The 23,794-nt window shown below is 41.9% G+C and carries 27 protein-coding genes, 1 tRNA gene and 2 pseudogenes; 15 read left to right on the forward strand and 15 right to left on the reverse strand.

The features are described 5' to 3' along the window. Positions 1-10: 10 nt before the first annotated feature. Both KA717_12480 and ruvA read right to left on the reverse strand, forming a co-directional pair. On the reverse strand, positions 11-286 hold the full coding sequence (locus KA717_12480; GenBank protein ID UXE63371.1) for an HU family DNA-binding protein: 276 nt from the start codon (positions 284-286) through the stop codon (positions 11-13). Between the two features lie 347 nt (positions 287-633). Continuing rightward, positions 634-1,263, reverse strand: a complete 630-nt coding sequence (gene ruvA, locus KA717_12485) for a Holliday junction branch migration protein RuvA (protein UXE63372.1) — start codon at positions 1,261-1,263, stop codon at positions 634-636. A 73-nt stretch (positions 1,264-1,336) separates the two neighbouring features. Here ruvA and KA717_12490 point away from each other — a divergent pair, with 73 nt between their 5' ends. Continuing rightward, complete coding sequence (locus KA717_12490) at positions 1,337-2,236, forward strand: ROK family protein (GenBank protein ID UXE63373.1); 900 nt, start codon at positions 1,337-1,339, stop codon at positions 2,234-2,236. Positions 2,237-2,525: 289 nt separating this feature from the next. Further along, entirely contained in the window at positions 2,526-3,713 is a 1,188-nt protein-coding gene (locus tag KA717_12495; GenBank protein UXE63374.1) for an MFS transporter, read from the forward strand. A gap of 53 nt (positions 3,714-3,766) precedes the next feature. Here the strand turns inward: KA717_12495 and KA717_12500 are convergent. Then, positions 3,767-3,840 (reverse strand) — tRNA-Arg (locus KA717_12500). 52 nt (positions 3,841-3,892) lie between these two features. On the opposite strand from KA717_12500, the gene moaC reads away from it, so the two are divergent. Continuing rightward, entirely contained in the window at positions 3,893-4,396 is a 504-nt protein-coding gene (gene moaC, locus KA717_12505) for a cyclic pyranopterin monophosphate synthase MoaC (GenBank protein ID UXE63375.1), read from the forward strand. Between the two features lie 605 nt (positions 4,397-5,001). Here moaC and KA717_12510 read toward each other — a convergent pair. Both KA717_12510 and KA717_12515 read right to left on the reverse strand, forming a co-directional pair. Beyond that, positions 5,002-5,349 carry a type II toxin-antitoxin system PemK/MazF family toxin gene (locus KA717_12510; GenBank protein UXE63376.1) on the reverse strand — a complete coding sequence of 116 codons (348 nt, stop codon included), beginning with the start codon at positions 5,347-5,349 and terminating at the stop codon, positions 5,002-5,004. Next, on the reverse strand, positions 5,340-5,543 hold the full coding sequence (locus KA717_12515; GenBank protein UXE63377.1) for a hypothetical protein: 204 nt from the start codon (positions 5,541-5,543) through the stop codon (positions 5,340-5,342). The genes KA717_12510 and KA717_12515 overlap by 10 nt, the downstream gene beginning before the upstream one ends. 25 nt (positions 5,544-5,568) lie before the next feature. On the opposite strand from KA717_12515, the gene KA717_12520 reads away from it, so the two are divergent. Further along, positions 5,569-5,712, forward strand: coding sequence for a hypothetical protein (locus tag KA717_12520; protein ID UXE63378.1), 144 nt, complete (start codon positions 5,569-5,571; stop codon positions 5,710-5,712). Here KA717_12520 and KA717_12525 read toward each other — a convergent pair whose 3' ends face one another. From KA717_12525 to KA717_12550, 6 genes are all read right to left on the reverse strand, one after another. Beyond that, positions 5,713-6,060, reverse strand: a complete 348-nt coding sequence (locus KA717_12525) for a type II toxin-antitoxin system PemK/MazF family toxin (protein UXE63379.1) — start codon at positions 6,058-6,060, stop codon at positions 5,713-5,715. Next, a complete protein-coding gene (locus KA717_12530; GenBank protein UXE63380.1) occupies positions 6,033-6,254 on the reverse strand; it encodes a hypothetical protein in 222 nt (73 codons plus the stop codon). The genes KA717_12525 and KA717_12530 overlap by 28 nt, the downstream gene beginning before the upstream one ends. A gap of 213 nt (positions 6,255-6,467) precedes the next feature. After that, positions 6,468-6,872 carry a hypothetical protein gene (locus KA717_12535; GenBank protein ID UXE63381.1) on the reverse strand — a complete coding sequence of 135 codons (405 nt, stop codon included), beginning with the start codon at positions 6,870-6,872 and terminating at the stop codon, positions 6,468-6,470. Positions 6,873-6,875: 3 nt separating this feature from the next. Further along, positions 6,876-7,091 carry a hypothetical protein gene (locus KA717_12540; protein UXE63382.1) on the reverse strand — a complete coding sequence of 72 codons (216 nt, stop codon included), beginning with the start codon at positions 7,089-7,091 and terminating at the stop codon, positions 6,876-6,878. A gap of 327 nt (positions 7,092-7,418) precedes the next feature. After that, positions 7,419-7,859 carry a hypothetical protein gene (locus KA717_12545; GenBank protein ID UXE63383.1) on the reverse strand — a complete coding sequence of 147 codons (441 nt, stop codon included), beginning with the start codon at positions 7,857-7,859 and terminating at the stop codon, positions 7,419-7,421. A 47-nt stretch (positions 7,860-7,906) separates the two neighbouring features. Next, positions 7,907-8,419, reverse strand: coding sequence for a hypothetical protein (locus KA717_12550; GenBank protein ID UXE63384.1), 513 nt, complete (start codon positions 8,417-8,419; stop codon positions 7,907-7,909). 350 nt (positions 8,420-8,769) lie between these two features. Here KA717_12550 and clpB point away from each other — a divergent pair, with 350 nt between their 5' ends. The 3 genes from clpB (at position 8,770) to KA717_12565 (ending at position 13,813) form a co-directional block, all read left to right on the forward strand. Further along, entirely contained in the window at positions 8,770-11,466 is a 2,697-nt protein-coding gene (gene clpB, locus KA717_12555) for an ATP-dependent chaperone ClpB (protein UXE63385.1), read from the forward strand. A gap of 214 nt (positions 11,467-11,680) precedes the next feature. Continuing rightward, the gene (locus KA717_12560; GenBank protein UXE63386.1) at positions 11,681-13,450 is read left to right on the forward strand and encodes a DNA integrity scanning protein DisA nucleotide-binding domain protein; all 1,770 of its coding nucleotides are present in this window, start codon (positions 11,681-11,683) and stop codon (positions 13,448-13,450) included. Between the two features lie 141 nt (positions 13,451-13,591). Next, entirely contained in the window at positions 13,592-13,813 is a 222-nt protein-coding gene (locus KA717_12565) for a hypothetical protein (GenBank protein ID UXE63387.1), read from the forward strand. Positions 13,814-14,248: 435 nt separating this feature from the next. Here the strand turns inward: KA717_12565 and KA717_12570 are convergent, their stop codons facing one another. Next, complete coding sequence (locus KA717_12570; protein UXE63388.1) at positions 14,249-14,353, reverse strand: type II toxin-antitoxin system RelE/ParE family toxin; 105 nt, start codon at positions 14,351-14,353, stop codon at positions 14,249-14,251. A 469-nt stretch (positions 14,354-14,822) separates the two neighbouring features. Between KA717_12570 and KA717_12575 the strand changes: the two genes are divergently transcribed. The 3 genes from KA717_12575 to KA717_12585 all read left to right on the forward strand — a co-directional run bounded on the left by KA717_12575 (position 14,823) and on the right by KA717_12585 (position 16,112). Further along, positions 14,823-15,344 (forward strand): hypothetical protein, encoded by a 522-nt coding sequence (locus KA717_12575; protein ID UXE63389.1) that lies wholly within the window; start codon positions 14,823-14,825, stop codon positions 15,342-15,344. Between the two features lie 176 nt (positions 15,345-15,520). Beyond that, entirely contained in the window at positions 15,521-15,958 is a 438-nt protein-coding gene (locus KA717_12580) for a DUF29 domain-containing protein (GenBank protein ID UXE63390.1), read from the forward strand. Positions 15,959-15,974: 16 nt separating this feature from the next. Further along, complete coding sequence (locus KA717_12585) at positions 15,975-16,112, forward strand: hypothetical protein (protein ID UXE63391.1); 138 nt, start codon at positions 15,975-15,977, stop codon at positions 16,110-16,112. Here KA717_12585 and KA717_12590 read toward each other — a convergent pair. Further along, positions 16,109-17,923 carry an iron uptake porin gene (locus KA717_12590; GenBank protein ID UXE63392.1) on the reverse strand — a complete coding sequence of 605 codons (1,815 nt, stop codon included), beginning with the start codon at positions 17,921-17,923 and terminating at the stop codon, positions 16,109-16,111. The two genes, KA717_12585 and KA717_12590, sit on opposite strands and share 4 nt — an antisense overlap. Before the next feature lie 291 nt (positions 17,924-18,214). Here KA717_12590 and KA717_12595 point away from each other — a divergent pair, with 291 nt between their 5' ends. From KA717_12595 to KA717_12615, 5 genes are all read left to right on the forward strand, one after another. Continuing rightward, positions 18,215-19,411 carry a BMP family ABC transporter substrate-binding protein gene (locus tag KA717_12595; GenBank protein ID UXE63393.1) on the forward strand — a complete coding sequence of 399 codons (1,197 nt, stop codon included), beginning with the start codon at positions 18,215-18,217 and terminating at the stop codon, positions 19,409-19,411. A 17-nt stretch (positions 19,412-19,428) separates the two neighbouring features. After that, on the forward strand, positions 19,429-20,517 hold the full coding sequence (locus KA717_12600) for an ABC transporter permease (protein UXE63394.1): 1,089 nt from the start codon (positions 19,429-19,431) through the stop codon (positions 20,515-20,517). A 5-nt stretch (positions 20,518-20,522) separates the two neighbouring features. After that, positions 20,523-21,467 carry an ABC transporter permease gene (locus tag KA717_12605; protein ID UXE63395.1) on the forward strand — a complete coding sequence of 315 codons (945 nt, stop codon included), beginning with the start codon at positions 20,523-20,525 and terminating at the stop codon, positions 21,465-21,467. A gap of 132 nt (positions 21,468-21,599) precedes the next feature. Beyond that, positions 21,600-21,992 carry a gamma-glutamylcyclotransferase gene (locus tag KA717_12610; GenBank protein ID UXE63396.1) on the forward strand — a complete coding sequence of 131 codons (393 nt, stop codon included), beginning with the start codon at positions 21,600-21,602 and terminating at the stop codon, positions 21,990-21,992. Between the two features lie 108 nt (positions 21,993-22,100). Further along, positions 22,101-22,529, forward strand: coding sequence for a hypothetical protein (locus tag KA717_12615; protein UXE63397.1), 429 nt, complete (start codon positions 22,101-22,103; stop codon positions 22,527-22,529). Between the two features lie 370 nt (positions 22,530-22,899). Here the strand turns inward: KA717_12615 and KA717_12620 are convergent. Both KA717_12620 and KA717_12625 read right to left on the reverse strand, forming a co-directional pair. Further along, positions 22,900-23,088 (reverse strand): annotated as a pseudogene (locus KA717_12620) (transposase). Positions 23,089-23,293: 205 nt separating this feature from the next. Continuing rightward, positions 23,294-23,791, reverse strand: a pseudogene (locus KA717_12625) (transposase). Between the last annotated feature and the right edge of the window lie 3 nt (positions 23,792-23,794).

Consider the following 23,794-nt stretch of genomic DNA (forward strand, 5'->3'; position numbering starts at 1 on the left):
AACTTTCTGGCTAGGGAGCAACTTTTTCTTTAAACATTTTGCCCGCCGAGAAAGCCGGAACTTTAGTAGCAGGGATAACCATTTTTTCATTGGTTTTGGGATTACGGCCCTCCCGTTCTTTGCGTACCCTTGCCTCAAAGGAGCCGAAGCCCACGAGCGTGACTTTGTCGCCTTCCGCAACTGCTTCCATAATGGCATCGATCGCCGCCGTAATGACTGCATCGGCTTGTTTTTTCGTGACGGAAGCTTTTTCCGCTACAGCGTGGACTAGTTCACCTTTATTCATTGGATGATCTCCTTTTGTCGTCTGATGTTGATGTTTTTTGGGCATTGATCCGAGGGCGGAGTCCCTGGAGGTGGTAACTAACGAATCAATCAGGAGGCATTTTGCCGATGTTAATTGCTGAAATCCCTATAGACTCGCTGTTTCACTGCCTTATTCTAAGCTGTATTTGTCTGATATGGATCGATTAAATGTTGAATTTAGACAGTTTTTTTCAGTTTTTTTATATTTTGTTACTTAATATTCAATAATGACAGGCCATGTTACCTAGTTATTCACCCCATACTCATTCCAATATTCCTCGGATTAGGGATAAAACGGCAAGGGGTCGGATTTTCAGCGACTTCAAACTATTGGCTACTCAGCCAAGTAATTGCCTGACGAATCCATTCTTCTGCTTGCAGATTATTCTGTAAGCTAGGATCTTGTCCCAAAAAAGCGATCGCTTGATTGATTTCCATCTGGGTATAGCCCAGGGCCAAGAGCGTCATTTCCACATCCTCTAGGATTGTTCCCTGGGGTAAGTTGGTGTCAATATCCAAGCCTGAACCTTGTCGCCATTGGGACAGTTTGGACTTCAGTTCTAGAGCAATGCGTTCCGCCGTCTTTTTCCCCACCCCTGGTGTTCTAGCCAGTTGGGCCACATTTCCCATGACCACCGCTTGTACTAAACCGGACAAACCTAAGGTATCGATTAAGGCGATCGCCAATTGAGAACCAATACCCGACACACTAATCAGTTGAATAAATAAGTCACGTTCGGGTTGCGTAGGAAAGCCATAGAGAAAAGGTTGCTCATCTCGAATTTGCAGGTGAGTAAAAATTTGTAGGGGTTCCGTGGCTTCTGCTTGGAACTGGGAAGCAAATCCCTGGGGCACTTGGATTTCATAACCGATCTGATTCACCTCCAAAATCAGTATCCAACGATTCTGAGCATTTTTACTCAGGGAAATTCCTTGACCTTTAAGATACTGAAGCATCGTGTCTTTTACTCTTTAAAATAAGGGATAGGACTATCAGATTAAACGAACTTATCCATTAATTAAACTTTCTATGGCTTCTCCTCAAGTTATTGGTATCGATCTCGGTGGCACCGCAATTAAATTAGGTCGATTTCTTGAGGATGGCACTTGTTTAGAGGCTTTTTCTTTGCCGACTCCCCAACCGGCTTTGCCCCAGTCTGTTTTAGCAACCCTGGTGGAAGGCATTCAATCCCTACAAACGCTAGATTGTCAGGCGATCGGTGTCGGTACTCCTGGCCCTGCCGATGCCCAAGGACGGATTGCGAAACTGGCGATCAATTTACCCCATTGGGAAAATATTCCCCTGGCGGATTGGTTGGAAAAAGCGAGTGGTCTGCCCACTATTTTAGAAAATGATGCCAACTGTGCGGCGATCGGAGAGGCTTGGTTAGGAGCAGGAAAAGCTTTTCAGGATTTTATTTTATTAACCTTGGGAACGGGAGTCGGCGGAGCAATTTTTCTCAAAGGCGAATTATTTGTGGGATTACAGGGGGCGGGAGGCGAGTTAGGATTACTGACCATTGATTATCGCGGCCCGGTTTGTCATAGCGGCAATCGCGGTTCCCTAGAGCAACAGGTTTCAGCCCAAGCTATTCAACGGGAAACCAATAAAAATGGAGCCGAACTAGCGCAATTGGCCCAGAAAGGAGTGCCAGAAGCGATCGCCTATTGGGAGCATTACGGTCGCTTATTGGGGGTTGGCATTAGCAATTTAGTCTATGTTTTAACGCCAGAAGCGGTGATCATTGGGGGGGGGATTAGTGCCAGTGCCGAATATTTTTTCCCCACTATGCAGGCTGAAATTGCACAGCGAGTTCTATTGCCGTCACGGGAGAATCTCAAAATTGTGGTGGCAGAACTGGGCAATCAGGCCGGAATGTTAGGAGCGGCTAGGCTGGCTTGGCAAAGGTTGGTTCGTAAGTTGAGTTGAGACGGGGAGATGGGGAGATGGGGAGATGGGGAGATGGGGAGATGGGGAGATGGGGAGATGGGGAGATGGGGAGATGGGGAGATGGGGAGATGGGGAGATGGGGAGATGGGGAGATGGGGAGATGGGGAGATGGGGAGATGGGGAGATGGGGAGATGGGGAAGTGAATAGCGTTTTATGAGGGTGATCAATTACATTAAGAAGAGTTAAGTTTTTTCAGTACTAGCGTTTGTGAATCCGGTTAAAACCTTTCAAGCTTTAGAGAAGAACAAACGATGGAATCTAATACTATTGTTTGTTACAGCCCTGCTATTTTGGATTAGTCTGACGACTCTGTTACCAACCCTACCGGTTTATACCGAAGATTTAGGCGGTACTCGTCAACAGGTGGGCTTCGTGATGGGAGCTTTTGCGATCGGTTTACTGGGATCGCGGCTCTGGTTGGGTCAATTAGTCGATCAACGGGGACGTAAAATCGCTATTTTGATTGGAACTTTAGTTGCGGCGATCGCTCCGATGGGCTATTTATTCGTCAATTCGATTCCTGTACTGATGATGATCCGAGCCTTTCATGGCATTAGTGTGGCCGCTTTTACAACGGGTTATAACGCCTTAGTCGTGGATCTTTCGCCGCCAGAACAACGAGGAGAGTTAATTGGTTATATGAGTCTCACCATTCCTTTGGGGATGGCTTTGGGCCCGGCTATAGGGGGATATTTGGCCGAACTAGCCGGTTATCCAACGCTTTTTTGGACAACGGCCGCTTTAGGCTGGCTCACATTTATTCTCAGTTGCCAGGTTCGAGAAGTTCCGCTTTATATTGTCAAAAAAGAAACTGAAACCCTTCCCCATCAGGAAAACCGCACTGTGTTACAAATTCTTAGTAGTCCTTCGCTCTTGATCCCTTCTCTGGTCTTGTTATTAGTGGGTCTAGTCTTTGGCAATTTGCTCACCTTCCTACCCCTTTTTATGCGAGAAATTCATCTTCCTCTCAATACGGGGCTTTTCTATACGGTGTCTGCCATGAGCAGCTTTGTGGGTCGCTTTTGGACGGGACGAGCTTCCGACCTCTACGGACGAGGAATTTTTGTGAGCGGGAGTTTAATTTGCTACATTGCGGCCATGATGATGTTAGCTTGGGCCGATACGCCTAGTCTATTTCTGATTGCCGGCGGGTTAGAAGGAATTGGTAGTGGCATTGTCATTCCTATGATTATTACCTTAGTATCTGATCGCTCTGGGGTGGAGGAAAGGGGTAAGGTCTTCTCGGTTTGTATTAGTGGCTTAGATGTGGGAACGGCGATCGCGGGGCCATTCTTTGGTTGGTTAGGGGAAATAGTCGGTTATCGAGGACTATTCCAATTGTCTAGTGTTCTATCCCTATGCGCTCTAGTGTTATTTGCCACCCAGGGTAATCCCAGTGTCAGAAGTTCCTGGAAATTTGCCCTCGGACAGGAGCAGGATCGCTATGCCAATTAGTAAAAAACCCCCAACAATTCATTGGAGGTTCCTAAATAGTTGACCGCTTTTGACGGGCTTGGAGGGACTCGAACCCCCGACCTTATGGTCCGTAGCCATACGCTCTAATCCACTAAGCTACAAGCCCAATTTATAAGCATTTTTCTCAACGGTTATACAACTTATCATAATTAACGATCATGACGCAAGCTTTTTCCGAAAATTCTTTATTGACCCATCTCAACGAAACGGGAGAAGCTCAAATGGTGGATGTTTCAGCTAAATCAATCACGCATCGAGAAGCGATCGCCGTTGGTCAGGTACGGATGAAGCAGCAGACCTTTGAGGCTATCCAGGCAGGTAATGCGCCCAAAGGGGATGTTTTAGGAACAGCAAAACTAGCCGGTATTATGGCAGCGAAACAAACGGCCCAATTGATTCCCCTCTGTCACCCCTTACCTCTCCAGAAAATTGCGGTTGAACTCCAGCCCGACAGCGCCTTACCTGGCTACCGCATTCAAGCAACCGTCGTGACCAAGGCAGAAACTGGCGTAGAAATGGAAGCTCTTACTGCCGTGTCCGTTGCTGCCCTGACCCTTTATGACATGGGAAAAGCCTTGGATAAGGAAATCAGTATTGAGAAAATTTATCTTCTTCGCAAAACAGGTGGCAAATCAGGGGATTACCAAACCGATGGATCATGATTGATAACGGCAATTTTAGGAGCAAATCACAAAGAACTAGGGCGAACGCATCTTATTTTTGAAAGGTAGGCTGGATAAGGGTTTCCGAGATCATGATTGATTTTTTATGAAACGCTGAAAGTCTTATCAGATAAGGAGTCTAGAATTTAGATGCGTTTGCCCTGTATTGTTTGAGTTTCGCAAAGAAGTTTTCGACTAAATGCCAGCAAAATTAAAATTATTGAGCTAGTTGTAGGTGTGACCATGCCTCATCCTCTTCGGGTCTTAACCAATCTTCTGCTAAACTTGCTTGACTTAATAGGGCTGTTTCGGAGATAGAAATGATCGGATTTTCTTCAAGAATAGTGACGATCGCCTTTATTGGATGTGGAAAGTTTAACGGATTCGAGCAAATGTACGTTACCTTCTGGATCAATGATGGCTTCAACGGATTGAATCATGGTTTATTTTTTACAGATGATTGTTATCTCACTATTTTACACGATGACTGAAAGCGATCGCCCTTTAAACTTCACAACCAGCGATCGCCTCTCATCAAAACGATCGCCGCCTCTCAAAATAATCACCACTTTCCAAATGATCGCCTTTTGAACAAACAATCACTTTTAATTAGTGATAATCCAGGTAGCGAGGTTTCTTTTAATTTTTTCTAATCTTTGAGTTGAAATTTTACCTATGTTGCCTAGTAATATCTTTTTTGAAACTACCGCTAAACGTGAAACTCTGATGACACTTTCTGACTTTAAACCTGTTTGTACAAAATCAGGATGCTTGGGTGAAATAATCTCATCAAGACCAGATATTTCTTGACCTGTTTTAGTCGAAATCATACAGACAAGCCAATCATCATAACGACTCGATACAGGTTTGACTAGAAGAGCAGGGCGCAGTTTGCCAACAGAGAGATCTGTTTGCGGAAACTTAAATAATACGATTTGACCTGCTATTGCCATTTTTCGATAAGATCGCTTTCGGTATATTCAGGTAGGTTATCATTTTCTAAGTTTCTCATGGCTTGTGTTAAGGAAAACTGATGCCATTGTTGATTTGCTTGAATTTCTTCCAGAATAATAGACGCTAGAGCTTCTTGTTGATCGGACGGTAAGGTTTTAATTTTTGAGATAGCTTGTTCAAGTAGTTCTGTCATAATAAAAGTTTGTAGGACGTTCTTTATGTCATTATTTTACAATAGGATTAAAGCGATCGCCCTTCTCAAAAAATTAACTCTATGCAACGCGATCGCCCTTCTCAAAAAATTAACTCTTGCAACGCGATCGCCCGTTAACCATTCAAAAAAAGTAAGCAATATTTTTTGATTATGAATTTTTAATCTCATTTATTAATAAGCTCACCACTGCATTAATAATTTTCTGGAATTTTTCTTGTTTTAATTCGCCAACTTTAGATACGATTAGACTGCTGTTGGCTGTAAATAATTTACCTGGACGAGCATAGCTAACTAATTTTAAAGATCCATTAGCAAAATCATCATCGGTTAGTTTAATAGATTGTAAATCGGCGTAGGATTTGCTAGTTATTTGACAGAGTATCCAATCTTCTTTTCCTGAATTTGCTAATACAACGGCGGGGCGGAGTTTGGATTGTGAGAGGTCAGAAAAAGGAAACGGAATTAAAATTATTGAGCTAGTTGTAGGTGTGACCATGCCTCATCCTCTTCGGGTCTTAACCAATCTTCTGCTAAACTTGCTTGACTTAATAGGGCTGTTTCGGAGATAGAAATGATCGGATTTTCTTCAAGAATAGTGACGATCGCCTTTTTGGATGTGGAAAGTTTAACGGATTCGAGCAAATGTACGTTACCTTCTGGATCAATGATGACTTCAACGGATTGAATCATGGTTTATTTTTTACAGATGATTGTTATCTCACTATTTTACACGATGACTGAAAGCGATCGCCCTTTAAACTTCACAACCAGCGATCGCCTAATCGAAATAATTACTACTTGCCAAAGGATCGCCCTTTAAACTTCACAACCAGCGATCGCCTAATCGAAATAATTACTACTTGCCAAAGGATCGCCCTTTAACCTTTACAATCAGTGATCGCCCTATGATTTAGGTTTTATTTCAAACTCCAAGCGAGAACGATAAAAATGAACATCAAATTCCATAAAAAAGTTGATTTGTCCAAGAATTAGAGGGACATTCGGATTTTTTACCCAGGCAAAGACTAATTCGACTGGTGAATATTCTCCAACATGAGCGATCGCGGAGAAGGGCATTGCTGTTTGATTACCCAAATTACCAGCCAATTGAATAATTGCTTTGCGATCATCCCAAATACCGCCTAGTTGAAGTCCGAGTTGATAGGGAAGAACATTTACGGTAGCACCACTATCTACTAAACCAATGGACTCAATCTGTTGATTATCTCGTCTTAATTTTAGTGTAATTCTTGGTAGGCTATCAAATTCATTTTGAGTTGCACTTGTGGTTGAATATTTGAATAACATAGTTTAATCATTTTCTGTGTCTTGGTTAAGGGTTTGCATTAAAATAGCTCCAGCCCCAAAGCTATCATAGGGAGTCGGTAATTCATAGGTTTTGAATGGTTCTAAGGGGGCAATATTTTCGGCAGTATCTAAATCTTCGGCTAAGATACAAATCAGTTTAAGTTTTTCGATCGCTGACAGTTTACGAGCATTGGGAAGAACATCAGCTAAGGTCATCATTTACCTCTCAGTATATTGTGGATTTAATGTTTCTATTGTAGCTTTATTTAACTTTTATGATGATTGCCGTTCTCAAAACGATAAATTCTTACAACGCGATCGCTTTTTAAACTTTATAACCAGCGATCGCCATTCTTAAAAACAATCAACTTCTGAAACGCGATCGCCGTTCTCAAAACAATCAACCCTAATAACGCGATCGCCTATTGTCCGACAAAAAAATCGCTGTCTTATTCTTCTTTTTAAAAATGAGAGAGCGATTTGTGTTTTAATTTGACCGTTGCATCTACTAAATTGTAGGAAATTATCCAAGATTGATCAACATATTTAGACCTGTTGAGGATCGCTTTCTCCAATATGAACGTATGTTAATTGGACGTTAGCCTTAACACTGTTAAGATGTAAATCGTTCACATTTAATGCTTCTAAAAGATTATCTTTTAAGACAAACATTCTTCGCTTACGGGTCACGGTGCTATGGCTTCTTAGGAAATCCGCATCGGCAGTATCGGGCGGTAATGCAGTAAGTTGAGGTCTAATACTAAACCTTAAATCAATATCACTCCCTGGATCACTAGGATCAACACCGACAATCGTTACCTTTTCCAAGACGACCAAATCATTATTGGCTATAAAATCTATTTCCTCTATCGCACAAGAATAAGAGTAATTTACTTCAAGGAAGACAGCAATTCTCTTGTCCCCAGGCAAGGCATGAGGAACCTTGCCCTCATTTACAGTTAGTTTAGGAAGATTCGTTAGCTTCATTGGCGAACACCTCAGTACGTAATTACAAAAAATTGATTGACTTGTCTCTAAATCTTCCAAGAGAACAGAAGTGTTTCGCCATGCTGTTTTCCTAGTTTTACCGTGCTAGGCTTGGTTACTAATTGAAAAGGAGGATCACCCGTAATCGTTGCTGTTAAACTAGCATCGGAAATTTCAATGAATTGATCATTGAAAAAATCGTTTAGATTACCACTCTGAGGATTAAATTCAATCACTTGTTTTAAAGCAACACTACCCATCCTGAAAGTCCATTGATCCGAATTACTGGGATCTGAAAACAACATTTCCCTCGTAATTTCATCTACTCCACTTGAATCAAAAATATTGGTGTTCGTAAATGTGATTCGTTGCTTGGTTGCTGCAAAGTTAAATGTCCTGGTAGATTTTGGAGAAATATCTTGACCACCACCAGTCGTACTACCAGCAAATCTCAGAGGAAACTCCCGACTGCCTAAAAGCAAATTGAGACCAAAATAGAGTACGTCGCTTTGGACATATTTAATTGTGTAGTTAAAACTCAAATCAAAACTGGCTGCCATGATTTTACTCCTTTTAATTAATAAAGTATGTTTTTTACACGACTGGGAAATCTATCTTTAAAACCTTGCTCAATAAAGGTTCCAGAGGATAGATATTTTAGCTTTTTCAACGAAGATGCTGGATTTCAGACCTGTAATTGAGTGCTAAACTTTCTAAGTTGTGTTTTTATACAATACCACATTTAGCACATTTATTATCTGATGGTATCTCTATTAACCGACGAATGAATGACTCAAAGTGATCATCTTTACAAATTATTCCCAATAAAGGGAAGCCGCGATCGCTAGGAAAATGACTCAGACCGCCCTTACAATAGATGAGCAGTTTTAACCGCCTACGTCCGATCTGAATGCAACCTACCGATCCAAGCAAATTTACCGAACAAGCCTGGGACGCGATCGTCAAATCCCAGGAAGTCGCCCGTCGCTATAAAAATACCAATTTGGAAGTTGAACATATTATCTTGGCTTTACTGGAGCAGGATAAGGGCTTGGCGGCTCGCATTTTTCAACGGGCAACGGTTGACCTGGAAACCCTACAGCAACAGCTTGAGGTCTTCACCAATCGGCAGGCGAAACAGAGTTATGTGGAACAGCTTTACCTCGGTCGCAGTTTGGATGTGATGCTGGATAAGGCGGATGCGGCACGGGAAAGTTGGGGCGATAAGTTTATTTCCGTTGAACATTTGCTGGTCGGATTTGCCGAAGATGAACGGGTAGGACGCAAAACCTTGCGGGTGTTTAACCTGGATCCTCAAGATTTGGAGGTAGCGATTAAGAGTATTCGCGGTTCCCAAAAGGTGACGGAACCCAATCAGGAAGAAAAGTATGAGGCGTTGGAAAAGTATGGGCGTGATCTAACGGAACAGGCTCGACAGGGTAAGCTTGATCCTGTTATTGGTCGAGATGAGGAGATTCGGCGAGTAATACAGGTGTTGTCTCGTCGTTCTAAAAATAATCCTGTCTTGATTGGGGAACCTGGGGTCGGTAAAACCGCGATCGCCGAAGGATTAGCGCAACGAATTATCAATGGAGATGTGCCTGAATCCTTGAAAAATCGGCAGTTAATTTCCCTCGATATGGGCAGTTTAATTGCGGGGGCCAAATATCGCGGAGAATTTGAAGAAAGACTGCGATCGGTAATGAAAGAAGTCACCAATTCCGATGGACAAATTATTCTCTTTATTGATGAAGTACATACCGTTGTCGGGGCGGGCGGACGGGAAGGTTCGGGATCAATGGATGCGGGTAATTTATTGAAACCGATGTTAGCACGGGGGGAATTGCGTTGTATTGGCGCGACGACTTTAGATGAATATCGCAAAAATATTGAAAAAGACCCTGCTTTAGAACGCCGTTTTCAACAGGTTTATGTCAAACAACCGAGTGTGGAAGATACCATTTCTATTCTGCGCGGTTTAAAGGAAAAGTATGAAGTCCATCATGGCGTAAAAATCACCGATTCGGCTCTAGTCGCGGCGGCTATGCTTTCCCATCGTTATATTCAAGACCGTTTTCTGCCCGATAAAGCTATTGATTTAGTAGATGAAGCGGCGGCTCGTTTAAAGATGGAAATTACATCTAAACCCGTCGAATTAGAAGTGATTGATCGGCGATTAATGCAATTACAAATGGAAAAACTTTCCCTGGAAGGAGAGGAAAAACGCCCTGGTTTAGGAGCGGATAAATCTTCCAAGGAACGTCTCGAAAAAATTCAACAGGAAATCACTGAATTAGAAAGTCAGCAACAAGAATTATCGGGTCAATGGCTTTCCGAAAAGCAACTATTAGAGGAAATTAATAACCTCAAGGAAGAGGAAGAACAAGTGCGTCGGCAAGTGGAAAAAGCGGAACGGGATTACGATCTCAATAAAGCTGCTCAACTGAAATACGGCAAACTCGAAGTCCTACAAACGGCGATCGAAGAAAAGGAAAGCAAACTGTTAGAAATTCAAGGGTCTGGCAATACCCTCTTGCGAGAAGAAGTTACCGAAGCTGATATTGCTGAAATTGTTGCCAGTTCGACAGGGATTCCCCTGAATCGTCTCTTGGAAACGGAGCGTCAAAAACTGTTGCAATTAGAAGGTCATTTGCATCAACGGGTTATCGGTCAAGCGGAAGCGGTCGCTGCTGTTTCTGCGGCCATTCGTCGCGCCAGGGCAGGCATGAAAGACCCTAGCCGTCCCATTGGTTCATTTTTATTTATGGGGCCTACGGGAGTCGGTAAAACGGAACTAGCCCGTGCTTTGGCTGGCTTTCTCTTTGACAGTGAGGAGGCAATGGTACGGATTGATATGTCTGAATATATGGAGAAACACGCGGTCTCCCGTCTGATTGGTGCGCCTCCTGGTTATGTGGGCTATGAGGAAGGAGGACAATTATCAGAAGCGGTGCGTCGTCGTCCCTATTCGGTGGTGCTATTAGATGAGGTGGAAAAAGCCCATTTAGATGTGTTTAATATTCTTTTACAAGTGTTAGATGATGGTCGCATTACGGATTCCCAGGGGCGGGTCGTAGATTTTCGCAATACGATTATTGTGATGACCAGTAATATTGGTAGTGACCACATTTTAAGCCTTTCTGGGGATGATGCTGACTACGACAAAATGCAGAAACAAGTAATGCAATCTTTGCGAAGCCATTTCCGTCCAGAATTTTTAAATCGTATTGATGATCTAATTATTTTCCATACTTTAAAACGGGATGAATTGCGTCGGATTGTGGTTTTACAAATTAAACGTATTGAACAGCTTTTAGATGAGCAGAAGATTACTTTATCCTTATCAGAATCGGCGTTGGATCATATTGTCAGTGCGGGTTATGATCCTGTTTATGGAGCCAGACCGTTAAAGCGAGCTATTCAACGGGAATTAGAAAATCCCATTGCCACAAAAATTCTGGAAAATGCGTTTATGGCAGGGGATAAAATTCTAATTGATTGTGTGGATAATCAGTTGGTTTTTGGTAAGCAGGAAGAAGTTCAAGAGGAGGCGATCGCGCTTGAGGATGATGTGCCTTTAGTAGAAGTGGAGGTTGTTTCTTCTTAACTGATAGTGGTATTTGGACGAGTCAAATTCGGAAACACTTTTATACAGTAGCCACTCTAGTTTTTCTAAAATACATTACACGACTACACACAGCTTTATGAATTATTAAATTTAGCTTAAGCTAATAAAATAAACATAGAAGTTCGCTTAACGGACGCTTAAAAATTACTATTTTATTAAAAGGAGAGATTTGGCCATGTATGTAAAATACTTTATGTGGGAGTGGCAACACGTATTTCAAAATTCAGTTGAAACTCTTTTAGAGCAAGTCTTAAAGATTTTAGAAGTTCAAGCACAGATAAATACCTTTATTCTCGGAATTCCTGCTAGTAGTGAAGATAATAATTTAATTTATTTTCAGCCAGAATTTTGTGGATTTTCTTCAAATCAATTTTCAACAATTTTTTCTATCGCACGAGATATTTTTGAGAATGATCCTGAACAAAATATTTTTATGACAGCCTCTCACTTAAACCAGGCTCATAAAGATTCTCTCTATCCGAAAGCTTTGAAAGAAGCGGCTGAATTTATTTTAAATGAGGATAATGTATCACAAGAATTTATATCTTTTTGTAGTTTTCCAATAAAGATGAATAATCATTGGATTATAACTGTCATTCAAATTGACAAAAGCGATTTTTATAAACAATATCAATTAACACAAAAAATTTATGAGCTAAATGATTATCATAAATACAGAATTGCTCGATCCTTTTTTGAAGCTATTATATGGGTCATTCTATCAAAATCCGAACAAGAACTTCAGAAAAGCTCAAGGGGAGAAAATTATTTTTTATCTGATAATGAACGTGTTCTAGAAGATGCTGCATCCAATCTTCTTAAATCTATAAAAGTGCGGATTAATAACTTTGGAGGAGATTTGCTTGAGCTTGGAAACATTATTTCTTCTGAGCGTTATGAAGGTTTAGGAAGTAAAGGAAGGTTAGTAATTTGTAAAAAAGATAATCCGCATATTTTAGTTAAAGTCAATTTAAAAAAAGCAATTTCTATTAATAACTATCGTGGAATCAGAAAACTATTAGAAGTATCCAGCCCAACGATGGCTTTATTATGTGATAGTAAGAATGTCTGGGGTCTAGGATTACCCTTAGATAGCTACGAGCCTCATTGCGAAGACTTGTTTGAAATTAAATTTACAGAACATTATGCTTGGGAACTTGTTCATGCAGGAAATGTAATGCTCAGAGTTAAGTATAGACGACCACGTTTACCCAAAGAACGCTTTAATCAGGATCAGTTTTGCGATTATTTATATCTTCTTTTTGGAATTGATAAAAATCAAGAATCCTTGAATTTTCTAATTGAAGCAATTAGTGCAGCAGTTGACCAGTGTCACGGTACAATGATTGTTGTCACTCCTGAAGCAGAGAGCGAGACTGAGCGTTTAAGTTATCAAAGCACCTGTATTACACCAATCCTTGCTTCTAAAGAAATTATCTCTCATCTTTCTAGTGTTGATGGCGCAATTGTAATGTCACCCGATGGTTTCATACATTCATTTGGGGTCATTCTTGACGGGGTGGCAACACAAAATGGTAATCCAGCGAGAGGAGCCAGGTTTAATTCAGCTATCCGATATGTAGATGGTCAAAAAAATAACAATGTGAATTGTTTAGCCGTAATTGTTTCAGAAGATGGCTATGTGAATTTTTATCCTAGCTTAAGACCTCGTATTCAACGCTCCTACGTTGATCAGCTATTAAATGATCTTGACAAATATTCACGTTTTTCCCAAGATTTTGACGAAGATCAATCTATATCAACTCTTAGCAGATTAGAAAAACTGCGTTTTTATTTGCTGAAAAGTGATATTGAACGTGCGAACATAGCGAAGAATATTATAGTCAGTTTTATAAATGGTAAACGGTCAGAAGAAATGAGTAGAACTGGTTTAGGTTATATCATGTATGAAATTCAGGATTTTATTTTTGATCCAGCAATGACAGAGGCATACTACTTTTGATTATTCATATTCATACATTTACAATTTGGAAGAGGCGATCGCATTTTGTGAGGGGCTATCTTGAATTTACACACAGACGATAAAAACTCAGGCTATAATAAAAATAATTCTTTTCTAATTAAATTTAAATATCATTAACGTATGAATACCTTACTAACAGAAGCCTTTAATAAAGCTCAGAATTTACCTGATGACTTACAAAGCGAACTAGCAAAACAACTAATAGAAGATATTGAAAATGAACTAAAATGGCAGCAAATCCTATCTGAACTTCAGCATAGTAAATTAGAAGAATTGGCTGCAAAAGCACTGAGAGATTCTATCAATGGTAAGACCAAGAAAATGGGTTTTGATCAACTATAAAATCAGAATTAACCGATGAATTTATTCAATGTTTTTCTTCATTACCTGAAAGAGTAAAAGAAACCGCCTGAAAAAACTATAAACTCTGGAAACAAAATCCATTTCATCCCAGTTTAGAATTCAAAAAACTTAACACAAGACAACCCGCTTATTCTGTTAGAGCAGGTATTGGTTGGCGTGCTGTCGGTGTAATGAAAGACTCGGAAACGATTATTTGGTTTTGGATTGGTTCCCATAGCAATTACGACAAATTACTGAAACAACTATAAGTTTTCTTATGTGATCGCGTTTCGGAAGATGTTAAGTAGGCGATCGCGTTTTGTGGGGATGAGATTTGGAAGGGCGATCAGATTTCGTAGGGGATGAGGGGGCGATCTCGTTTTGTGTTGATAGGATTTGAGAAGGCGATCATTTGTTGGGGATCAAGAGGCAAAACTAATCAGAATAAATATCCCGACGATGATCAACTTGATGAATCGTGATAAAGTCATCATCAAAAGAATATATAACCCTGTAATCGCCAATTCTAAGTTTAAACAAACCACTTAAATTAGCACTTAATGCTTGATGTCTAATATCATCAAAATTTTCGCCCAGCCAATGAATTTTTTCTACCTGTAAATAATTCGTTGATAGATTATCCTGTGAAACGGTACGATAGGGCTTTCGAGCTCGCGTCAGATGTAATCAACGAAAATTTTACAGCAAGGAATTTTTTTGAATGTAAGGCTGTTGAAAGAGAAGTTAGCTGCTTTTCCCTTTCTGCTTTCTAGGATAACTGATTCCGTGAAGGCGATCGCCGATTTTGTAAATTAGCTTGACAACTGGTTACGTTCCTTAGAATTTTAATGGTTAACGGGTGATCGCTTTTTTCTTGATGTTTAGAGCGCGATCGCCGATGATTGATAGTTGTTGAGAAATAAATGAAGTCAATGATAACCCAAACTGATTATTCCAACTACAATATAATTTACCTAACCCCAAGCTATTCACTTCTACCCACTCTTTTATGTCCTTACCAAACCCTTCCGATTCCCTTAACTCGCCAGAAGATCGCGATCGCCAACTCCTATTGGACGCTTTGGCCGGCAGAGAATTCACCCTAGCAGACGTTATTGGCCAGGCAGGAGGAGACTTTTTAAAGGGAGAATCCCCCGTTCCCAAATTGGTGCAACTAAAAACAGAATTAAAACTGTTTACTCGTCAGCACTTACAAGATCCATCGGGAGCCTTGCAGGCCGTCTTACAAGTACGCATTGATGAAGGCGATCGCCTAATTAGCCAATATTTAGATACCCCTTTGATCGCTCTCCAAAAAATGGTTGAAAATTATCTTAATCCTAGTGAAATGCTCTACGAATTAGTGCGTCAAGTGGATTTTCGCTATGGTCAAATGTATGGCGAAAAACCCTATTTTCAAAGCCCTGGTAGCCCTGCCCATCCTGATGACGAATATACCCACGAATCCGTTAAGCAACAACTTAATCACTTTTTAACCTATCTTCAAAGTGTCATCAATGATGATCTCTAACAAAGACAAAAACTCCCCTCTTTGCCAAGGGAATTAGGGGAAATACTGTCATTGAAAAGGTGACTGCTATTTAGGAAAAAGACAATCAAGCCATTGCCTAGCCCATTCGCATAGTAGGTGATTGATTTGATCAGCGATCGCCTATGATGATAATTGTTGAGAAATAAATAAAGCCAATGATAACCCAAACTGATTATGCCCTTTGGCTGGACAACACGATTGGCCTATTACAACGGAAAAAATACGATAGCGTTGACTGGGAGAATTTAATTGAGGAGATTGAGCAATTGGGTAGAAGTCAAAGACGAGAACTACGCAATCGGTTAACTACCATGCTAGAACACTGTCTCAAACTTTATTATTCCAACTACAATCTTGACTATCGGGGATGGTCGGAAACTATTAAGCGTAGTCAGCGAGAACTCAAAGAATTATTAGAAGAATCTCCTAGTCTCAAACAATATTGGGATGAAATATTCTTAGATTGTTATTCCAAAGCTTTAGAAAGTCTTAGAGAAAACCGAGATTATCAATCCTTTCCTTTCCCTGACAATTGTCCCTTTTCCCAGGAAATTAGTCGAATTTTAACTCAATCTTTTTACAGGGAAAGTTAACTTAATTCAAACCAGTATGTACGGCAAAAATAGTAATCTTCTCAGCAACTTGACCTTCAGAAGTATTAAGTTGGGAATGGCGATCGCGTTTTCAATGGATAAATATCAATTAATCGGCGATCGCTCTTGGTTTATGAGCCGCTATATTGCTTAGAAGCTATACTGAAGGCGCACATTGCTGATAAAAATACCCGGATTACTACCAAAATTATTGGGACGACCAATAAACAAGAAATTGGGAACAATGGCAATATTATTGTTAATGGGATAAAAATAGGTTGCCTCAATTTCGTATTGAGTTGCCCCATCACCGCCATTAGAAACCAGATATTGCTGACCTGCCACCACATCAAAGGGCACAAGATAGGACAGCGTTCCTTGAGCACCTTCTTTGCCCAGGTCGGGGAAACCCAAGCCCACTTGGAAGCTATTGGCATTAACTGCTTGATTAATCGGTTTGAGAGTGGTATTGCCACGGGTATAACGCCCAAAAAGTCCCACACCAGGGGTAATTAGCCAATCAAAGTTAACGCTAAAGGTATTAGCGGGCGAGTTTTTCAGTCCACCATCGTTAGGATTAATATCTAGTCCTTGCCCTGGCCCCGCATCAGCAATACCATACAGAGGTTCTCCTGTTGTTCCACCAATGGTTCCGCCTAATGCTTGAATCATGCTGTAGTTGTACAACAGTCTGACATTAAAGTTATCGGTTGGCGCGTAGCTCAACTCCGCCGTTGTGGTATTAGTACCGCCAAATAAACCTTTTTGGGGATCACTCGCTGTATTGAAAGGCGGTCTGGGAAGAAATTCATCCGCTTCTCCTAAATAAGCAACATTGAGTTTTAACTCTGGAATAATCTTCCAGGAAACCACTGCCCCCGCACCGCGATCAATGGCATTCAGCAGACTACTACCACCCGAATTAAAACTGCCGGCTCCATTCAGGAAGAAAGTAAAACGGTTATTGTCAAAATAGCGATACCAATTGACCCTTGGCCCGACAACAATGTCGAGATTATCTGTCGCCGGGAACTGGTAAAACAATTCTCGGATGACCACTTCACTGCGATTATTGCCAACATTGGGCCCCGCCGTTTGATCGGTAAAGGGAACCCCGAAGGTGTTGTACATCCCTGCTGAAGCATAGACGTTAGCAGGGGAGTTACCATTTCCTGAGGCCAATTGGGTGACAAGACTATCTTTGCCAGTAAAGGAGGTGCTTAGGGTTAGCCAGGTCAGAAAACTCAAGGTTGTCTGGGCGTTGTTGGGTTGAGTTGATACGATGGGTTGACCCGTGGCAGGATCCCGACCAGGAGAACGAAACTCTAAGGGAACGTTTAAGTTGGTGGCATTGACCTTAATGTCCCCCCCAGCAGAGGCATTGGTCAAGTTCATAAAGACTAAACCCGACAGTTTAGTGGTGGTAGAAAATTGATGATCTTCAAGATAGGAAGTCCGTACTTCTAGGTTATCAATTCTGGCTCCTAAGGCGGCTAATTCCTGTTCAAATTGTTGAGCTAGGGCTTTAAGTTTATCAATATCTTCTCGAATCACGGCTACATTTTCTTGCAACAAACGTTCCATCACGTTCATACAGGCATTTAAACCTGCCGCAAATTCCCAACGAGACAGGGCGCGATCGCCGCGAAAAGTGCGATCAGGATAGCCGACAATACAACCGTAACGTTCCACCAGACTTTTTAAGGCTTCATAGGCCCAGGCGGTCGGTTCCACATCCCGTAGTTCGGAAACACTGGTTACTTGAGCCATGCTTGGCTCGCTTTTATTGACAGCATTAAAGGTCTTAAGTTGCTGACGACGACGCATTAAATCCAAGGCATCCGCTTGAGTGGCGATCGCCGGCATAGCTACGGGAGAAACGCTCTGAACGGTAGCCGTTTCTGGGGTCGGAGTCGCAATATTTTGGGTTTGAGATAAATTTACAGCATCTTCAGCAGCAGCCATTTCAGCTTTGGCTTGCCCGACAATACTTAAGTTGCAGAGAATAAACGAGGTATAAAAAACCGATGTCAAGCAATTTTTCATTAACAGCAAAAAATTTTTCTTACTCATGACGACTCACACCACTTTTCAATATTTAAACCCACAAATCCTAACAAGCTTACCCTCACCTCAATGTATCCTTGTATACAGTGGACAGTAGGCGATATGCTTTATTTTTTGGGTCAAGCTTTATTTTCAGTCAAGACAAGATAATTCAACTATTTTCAGCAATTTTAGGAATAACTAAAACTTATGACATCGAGACATTTTCATCTTTCTCGCCGTCAAATCATTCGGGGAATCTTAGCGACAACGGCTTTTGGTGTAACAGCGAAATTGGGGACGGGCTGTAGTCCTGTGGCTAACGAGAATCCCAACACGACCACCTCCCCCAGTGCGGCTGAAAGTTCAGCAAAAGATTTAATTATTGGCTTTATCTATGTTGGGCCAAAAGATGACTTTGGTTACAGTCAGGCCCATGCAGAAGGGGCGGCGGGCATTGCCAAACTACCCGGTGTAAAAATTGTGGAACAGGCCAGTGTGCCAGAAACCACAGAAGTTCAAGAAGCTATGCGTAGCATGATCGAACAAGATGGCGTCCAGGTGATCTTTCCCACTTCCTTTGGCTATTTCGATCCCCATGTTCTCAAAATGGCGAAGGAATTTCCCGATGTCCAATTTCTGCACGCAGGAGGACTTTATAAACCAGACGTTCACCCCAAAAATGTCGGGACTTATTTTAGTTATATTGATGAGGCCCAATACATTGCCGGAATTGTAGCGGCTCGTACCTCTAAAACCGGAAAACTGGGCTTTATTGCTGCCAAACCGATCCCTCAAGTTCTACGCAATATTAATAGTTTTACCCTGGGAGCAAGAAGTGTGAATCCGAAGGCAACAACCCAGGTAGTCTTTACGGGGGATTGGTCTGAACCAGTCAAAGAGGCTGAATCCGCTAATAGTATGGCTGACCAGGGCATTGATGTGATTACCTGCCATGTGGATAGTCCCAAAGTTATTGTGGAAACCGCTCAAAAACGCGGTATTTTCTCTTCGGGCTATCATGCCAGTCAAGCAAAACTCGACCCTAAAGGCTATTTAACAGGGGCTGAATGGGATTGGACAAGTATTTACACTGACTATGTAGATATGATTAAAGCGGGAAAAACCCTGATGAATGGTGGCATTCCCCATTTAGTTCGAGGTGGCTTTAAAGAGCATTTCATCAAGTTATCTCCCTATGGCCCTGCAGTTAGTGAAGCGACGAGAAAAGAGGCGGATGCGGTCAAAGCGAAGTTTATGGCCGGCACCATGGTGATTTATAAAGGAGAGATTAAAGATAATAAGGGCAAAGTTGTCGTCCCTGCTGGAAAAGAGTACAAGCAGCAGGATATTGAGCTAGAAAAAATGAATTGGCTTGTGGAAGGTGTGATTGGTACGACTAGTTAATTTCTGGGGAAAATTCCATGATGAAGGGCAAAAGTTGGCAAACTATGGCAGAGGCAATCTGTATTCCTCTGGGAGCGATCCTGATTTCTTTAATCATCTTTGGCATTTTTTGTGCCTTTGCGGGGGCCGATTCTTTGGCTGTTTATGGCTCAATTTACAAGGCCGCTTTTGGTAAATGGACTTCCTGGCAAAACACTTTAATTCGTGCCTCGCCTCTGATGTTAAGTGCCTTATGTACTGCTCTGCCTGCCCGTCTGGGTTTAATCATTATTGGTAATGAGGGGGCCTTAGTGATGGGGGGTTTGGGGGCGGCTTCTGTCGGTTTGGCGATCGCCTCTGCACCACCAACGATTGTTCAGATTGGCATGGCCCTAGGAGGAATGATTGCAGGTGGTCTTTGGATTGCCGCCGTAGGAGCTTTGCGCCATTATCGCGGGGTCAATGAAACCATTAGCAGTTTATTAATGAATTACATTGCGATCGCCATTCTCAACCATCTCGTCAATGGCCCCATGCGCGATCCCAGTTCCCTCAATAAACCCTCAACCTATCCCATTCTTGACATCAATATGTTAGGGACAATTCCAGGCACTAGGATACATTACGGTCTGATTTATGGCCTAGTCGCCTGTGCTGTGGCCTACTTTCTCATTCAACGAACCACCTTTGGTTTTGCAGCTCGGACGGCGGGAGGTAATATTCGTGCGGCGCGTCTAGCGGGTTTGCCCGTGGGTAAATTAACCCTGGCGATCTGTTTTCTGGCGGGTTCCTGTGCAGGCTTGGCGGGCATGGTAGAGGTGGCCGCAGTTCATGGTAAAGCTAATGAATCCCTCAATGCCAATTACGGTTATGGGGGAATTTTAGTGGCCTTTATTGCTCGTCATAATCCCTTAGCGGCAGCCCTAGTCTCGATTTTGTTGGGCGGTATTTTAGCTAGTGGAGGCATTCTACAACGAGAGCATAATTTGCCCGATGCAACGGTTTTAGTCTTTCAAGGTATCGTCTTTTTGATCATTCTCTATAGCGAGTCCCTCTATGGCAAGTTAGGAATTTTTAAAGAGCAAGAAACCAGCAAAACCCTAAATCAACCAGCAGTTAGCATTTAGTCTTATTGAGGAAATTAATCATTATGGCGGCAGAAATTCTGGGATGGTGGGGTGTTCCTTTGGGCATTATCGGTGGAGCGATTAGGGGTAGTGCGCCTTTTCTCTTTGTCAGTTTGGGAGAATGTCTGACCGAAAAAAGTGGCAAAATTAATCTTGGATTAGAAGGAACCATGCTCATCGGTGCGATGAGTGCCTACGCAACTTCCTATCTGACGGGTTCACCTTGGTTTGGCGTTTTAATTGCGGGTATAGCGGGAATGTTTTTGGGCTTGATTCACGGTTGGCTTTGTCAACAGCCCAGGGTGAGTGATGTGGCAGTAGGAATTGCCATGATTATTTTTGGCAGTGGGGTTGCCTTTTTCTTTGGTAAACCCTTTATTAAACCCGCCGCTCCCCAACTACCCGCATTTTCCCTAGCCGATTGGACTAATATTCCAGCCGTTCAATCCGCGTTTAAAATCTGTCCTCTCTTTCTCATCGGTATTGCGATCGCGCCCTTAATGTACTTCTTTTTCCGCTCTACCCGTTGGGGTTTGTATATTCGGGCCGTGGGAGACAGTCCTGATGCCGCCAGAGCTATGGGCATTTCAATTTTTCAAGTACGTTTAATTAGCATTGTTGCGGGCAGTTTTTTAGCAGGCATTGGTGGAGCCTATTTATCGCTTTACTATCCTGGTAGTTGGAACGAAGGTATTTCCAGTGGTCAAGGATTAATGGCCGTTGCTTTAGTCATTTTTGCCCGTTGGAACCCCATTCAATGTCTTTATGCTTCTTTGCTTTTTGGAGGTGCTCAAGCGATTGGCCCCGCCTTACAAGCTGTTGGCGTTGATTCTTACTATTATCTTTTTAATGCCTCACCTTACATTTTGACCTTACTAATTATGATTATTACCTGTTCTCCTAAACGCACTTTATCGGGTGTGCCTGGAGCTTTGGGAAGCAATAGTTAAGCTGTAAACTGCGTACAGGCAAGGGGCTTAAGCCCCTTGTTATAGAACTTTCAAAAAAATCACTATGTAATTTGAATACGCGACAGCTTAATTGAAACTTTTAAACGCTAATTAAACAAGGAGATAAATTTTATGAGTGACACTTTAAAATTAGCCGTTAATGGTGGTTTAATGCGCGGTTTTCCCGACAATCAAAATCTGCTCGCCGTCAATGCCGTTTTTGTTCAAGAAGCCCAAACCAAAGCCATTTATCGCTTATTTTCTATCGGCGATCGCCATCCCGCCATGATGCGAGTCGTAGAAGGCGGAACCTCCGTCGCTGTTGAAATTTGGGCTGTTCCCCTAGCAGGTTTGGGAATTGTTTTACAACAGGAACCCCCAGGGCTATGTATTGGCAAAGTCCTTCTAGAAAATGGAGAAGAGGTTTTAGGCGTTTTAGGAGAAAAAATTTGTTGTGATCAAGGTCAAGAAATCACAGAATATGGCGGTTGGCGTAATTACCTTAAAACTCTAACTCCAAGTTAAGTAGCTAGGGCGTGTCATCAATTACAGCAATTCCAAATTCAAACAGTAGCGTAAGATACAGAAGTGATTTTGCTTCTGTCTTTCACAATAGAGTGAACGAGTTGACCGTTGGGTTTTGCAGGAATGGAAGTCAAAGAACTGAGTTTTCTGGGGATGCTGAGCTACTTCAACATGGTTATCGCTGGCCTAGTTGACCCTCGAAGTGCTAGTAATGCGACTCGCTACAGTCTCAAAGACGCAGTCTTGGGGGCTTTTGTCGGCTTTTTTATGCAAAATGAATCCTTTCTGGAATATCAGCGTCAACTGAATAGTCTTTGTGGACGAGATAATGCTCAAAGTCTGTTTGGTCTGGTAAAAATTCCCACAGTAGAACAGATGCGGAACATCCTAGAGGGGATAGCAGGGAAGTATCTTTTCCCCTTGTTCAAATGGATTTATCAAGGTCTTAGAGACCAAGGCTACTTGAGGGGGTTTGCAGCCTTGGATGGCAACTTACTCGTCACCCTAGTGGTCTGTCAATTTTCTATTTGTGGATAAAGACGCTTGAGACGGATACGAGCCTCAGCCGTCGTGAATTGCCAATCTACCGACTTTTGGGAATGATTGCGCTGAGTGTACCAAGCCGTTGTTTCTTGCTCTAACCCATATTCCGTACCAATTAGAAGAAAATAAATAATTTAAAATTTACACGCTATATGTAGGCATCATTAGCCATCATAACACTAGATATAGACAGAGAAGGAAAGACTATAGTAGTGCGTTTATCAGTGCTTTTGTGCTGCATAAAGAGGCGTACTTTTGTTGATCAGCAGATTGTGATTCCTGAAACCTTTGTGGGGAAGCACTTCTGCTAATCTAGACTTGTTCGTATTAATCAAAATTCTTGTTGCCAAGTACGGAATGTGGGCTCTAAAGTTTCCCGATCTGGAATTCGACGAGCTAGGCATTGCCGAGTCATTGCGGACAGCTCGTTTTCAGCAATATTAAGCCAACTGCCATGTTTTGGGGTATGGTGAATTTCCAACCGTTCGACTAGACGACGAGCCGTGGAAGGCTCAAATGCTTCATATAGTGAGGCAAGTTTGTGAGTATTTAGGGCTTGCTGAAAAAGTCAAAAAACGAAAGAAATGTGGGTTAGGGAAGTATGGACTGAAAAAGCATAGATAACTTATCCTTATGGAAACAAATCAAAATACAGATTTTGTTTAATCTATTGTTCCTTTCTGTCTAAAAAGGTCAACACAAATCACTCCTCACAAAAGAGAGGAAAATTAACACCATTTTTCACAAGAAAAACGACTCTACAACTTTTTACTTTTTGTCTTCTGAAGTAGAGTAGAAAGATTCATTACCAAAAAGTTCATCGCAATTACCGTTTCCGAGGTCTCAGGTAGTTTGGCCATCACTCGACCAAGACTAAATTTCCTCTTTCCCTGTCCGAATTTACCCTCAATGGCATTACGCACTCTTTCATCTGAGCGTGCCTCTTTCTTTTTTTCTTTGCTCACCTCTTTCGGCGGTCTTCCCAATCGGGGACCACTCATTCTTATATCCCTTTCTTTACAATAAGCTCGATTCGCTTTTGTTCGATAGATTTTATCCACATGAACCGATTCCGGATAACATCCTGTTTCCCTTTTATATTCTTCTATTCGCGCTTGTAAATCTCCCGATTCGTTGTAATTATCCCAACTTAATTTGTCTAAGAAGACAAAGCCATTCACATTACTTGCCGATATTTTAGCTCCAAACTCTACTGCTTTTCCCGCTTTTCCACGCACTATTGGACGCACGTGAGGTGG

This window comes from Woronichinia naegeliana WA131 (assembly GCA_025370055.1).
Classification (GTDB): Bacteria; Cyanobacteriota; Cyanobacteriia; order Cyanobacteriales; family Microcystaceae; genus Woronichinia; species Woronichinia naegeliana.

Coding starts and splice junctions, on each gene's coding strand:
- KA717_12480 (UXE63371.1), bottom strand. CDS start 286: ATGAATAAAGGTGAACTAGTCCACGCTGTAGCGGAAAAAGCTTCCGTC.
- ruvA (UXE63372.1), bottom strand. CDS start 1,263: ATGCTTCAGTATCTTAAAGGTCAAGGAATTTCCCTGAGTAAAAATGCT.
- KA717_12490 (UXE63373.1), top strand. CDS start 1,337: ATGGCTTCTCCTCAAGTTATTGGTATCGATCTCGGTGGCACCGCAATT.
- moaC (UXE63375.1), top strand. CDS start 3,893: ATGACGCAAGCTTTTTCCGAAAATTCTTTATTGACCCATCTCAACGAA.
- KA717_12510 (UXE63376.1), bottom strand. CDS start 5,349: ATGGCAATAGCAGGTCAAATCGTATTATTTAAGTTTCCGCAAACAGAT.
- KA717_12515 (UXE63377.1), bottom strand. CDS start 5,543: ATGACAGAACTACTTGAACAAGCTATCTCAAAAATTAAAACCTTACCG.
- KA717_12520 (UXE63378.1), top strand. CDS start 5,569: ATGTCATTATTTTACAATAGGATTAAAGCGATCGCCCTTCTCAAAAAA.
- KA717_12525 (UXE63379.1), bottom strand. CDS start 6,060: ATGGTCACACCTACAACTAGCTCAATAATTTTAATTCCGTTTCCTTTT.
- KA717_12530 (UXE63380.1), bottom strand. CDS start 6,254: ATGATTCAATCCGTTGAAGTCATCATTGATCCAGAAGGTAACGTACAT.
- KA717_12535 (UXE63381.1), bottom strand. CDS start 6,872: ATGTTATTCAAATATTCAACCACAAGTGCAACTCAAAATGAATTTGAT.
- KA717_12540 (UXE63382.1), bottom strand. CDS start 7,091: ATGATGACCTTAGCTGATGTTCTTCCCAATGCTCGTAAACTGTCAGCG.
- KA717_12545 (UXE63383.1), bottom strand. CDS start 7,859: ATGAAGCTAACGAATCTTCCTAAACTAACTGTAAATGAGGGCAAGGTT.
- KA717_12550 (UXE63384.1), bottom strand. CDS start 8,419: ATGGCAGCCAGTTTTGATTTGAGTTTTAACTACACAATTAAATATGTC.
- clpB (UXE63385.1), top strand. CDS start 8,770: ATGCAACCTACCGATCCAAGCAAATTTACCGAACAAGCCTGGGACGCG.
- KA717_12560 (UXE63386.1), top strand. CDS start 11,681: ATGTGGGAGTGGCAACACGTATTTCAAAATTCAGTTGAAACTCTTTTA.
- KA717_12565 (UXE63387.1), top strand. CDS start 13,592: ATGAATACCTTACTAACAGAAGCCTTTAATAAAGCTCAGAATTTACCT.
- KA717_12575 (UXE63389.1), top strand. CDS start 14,823: ATGTCCTTACCAAACCCTTCCGATTCCCTTAACTCGCCAGAAGATCGC.
- KA717_12580 (UXE63390.1), top strand. CDS start 15,521: ATGATAACCCAAACTGATTATGCCCTTTGGCTGGACAACACGATTGGC.
- KA717_12585 (UXE63391.1), top strand. CDS start 15,975: ATGTACGGCAAAAATAGTAATCTTCTCAGCAACTTGACCTTCAGAAGT.
- KA717_12590 (UXE63392.1), bottom strand. CDS start 17,923: ATGGCTGCTGCTGAAGATGCTGTAAATTTATCTCAAACCCAAAATATT.
- KA717_12595 (UXE63393.1), top strand. CDS start 18,215: ATGACATCGAGACATTTTCATCTTTCTCGCCGTCAAATCATTCGGGGA.
- KA717_12600 (UXE63394.1), top strand. CDS start 19,429: ATGATGAAGGGCAAAAGTTGGCAAACTATGGCAGAGGCAATCTGTATT.
- KA717_12610 (UXE63396.1), top strand. CDS start 21,600: ATGAGTGACACTTTAAAATTAGCCGTTAATGGTGGTTTAATGCGCGGT.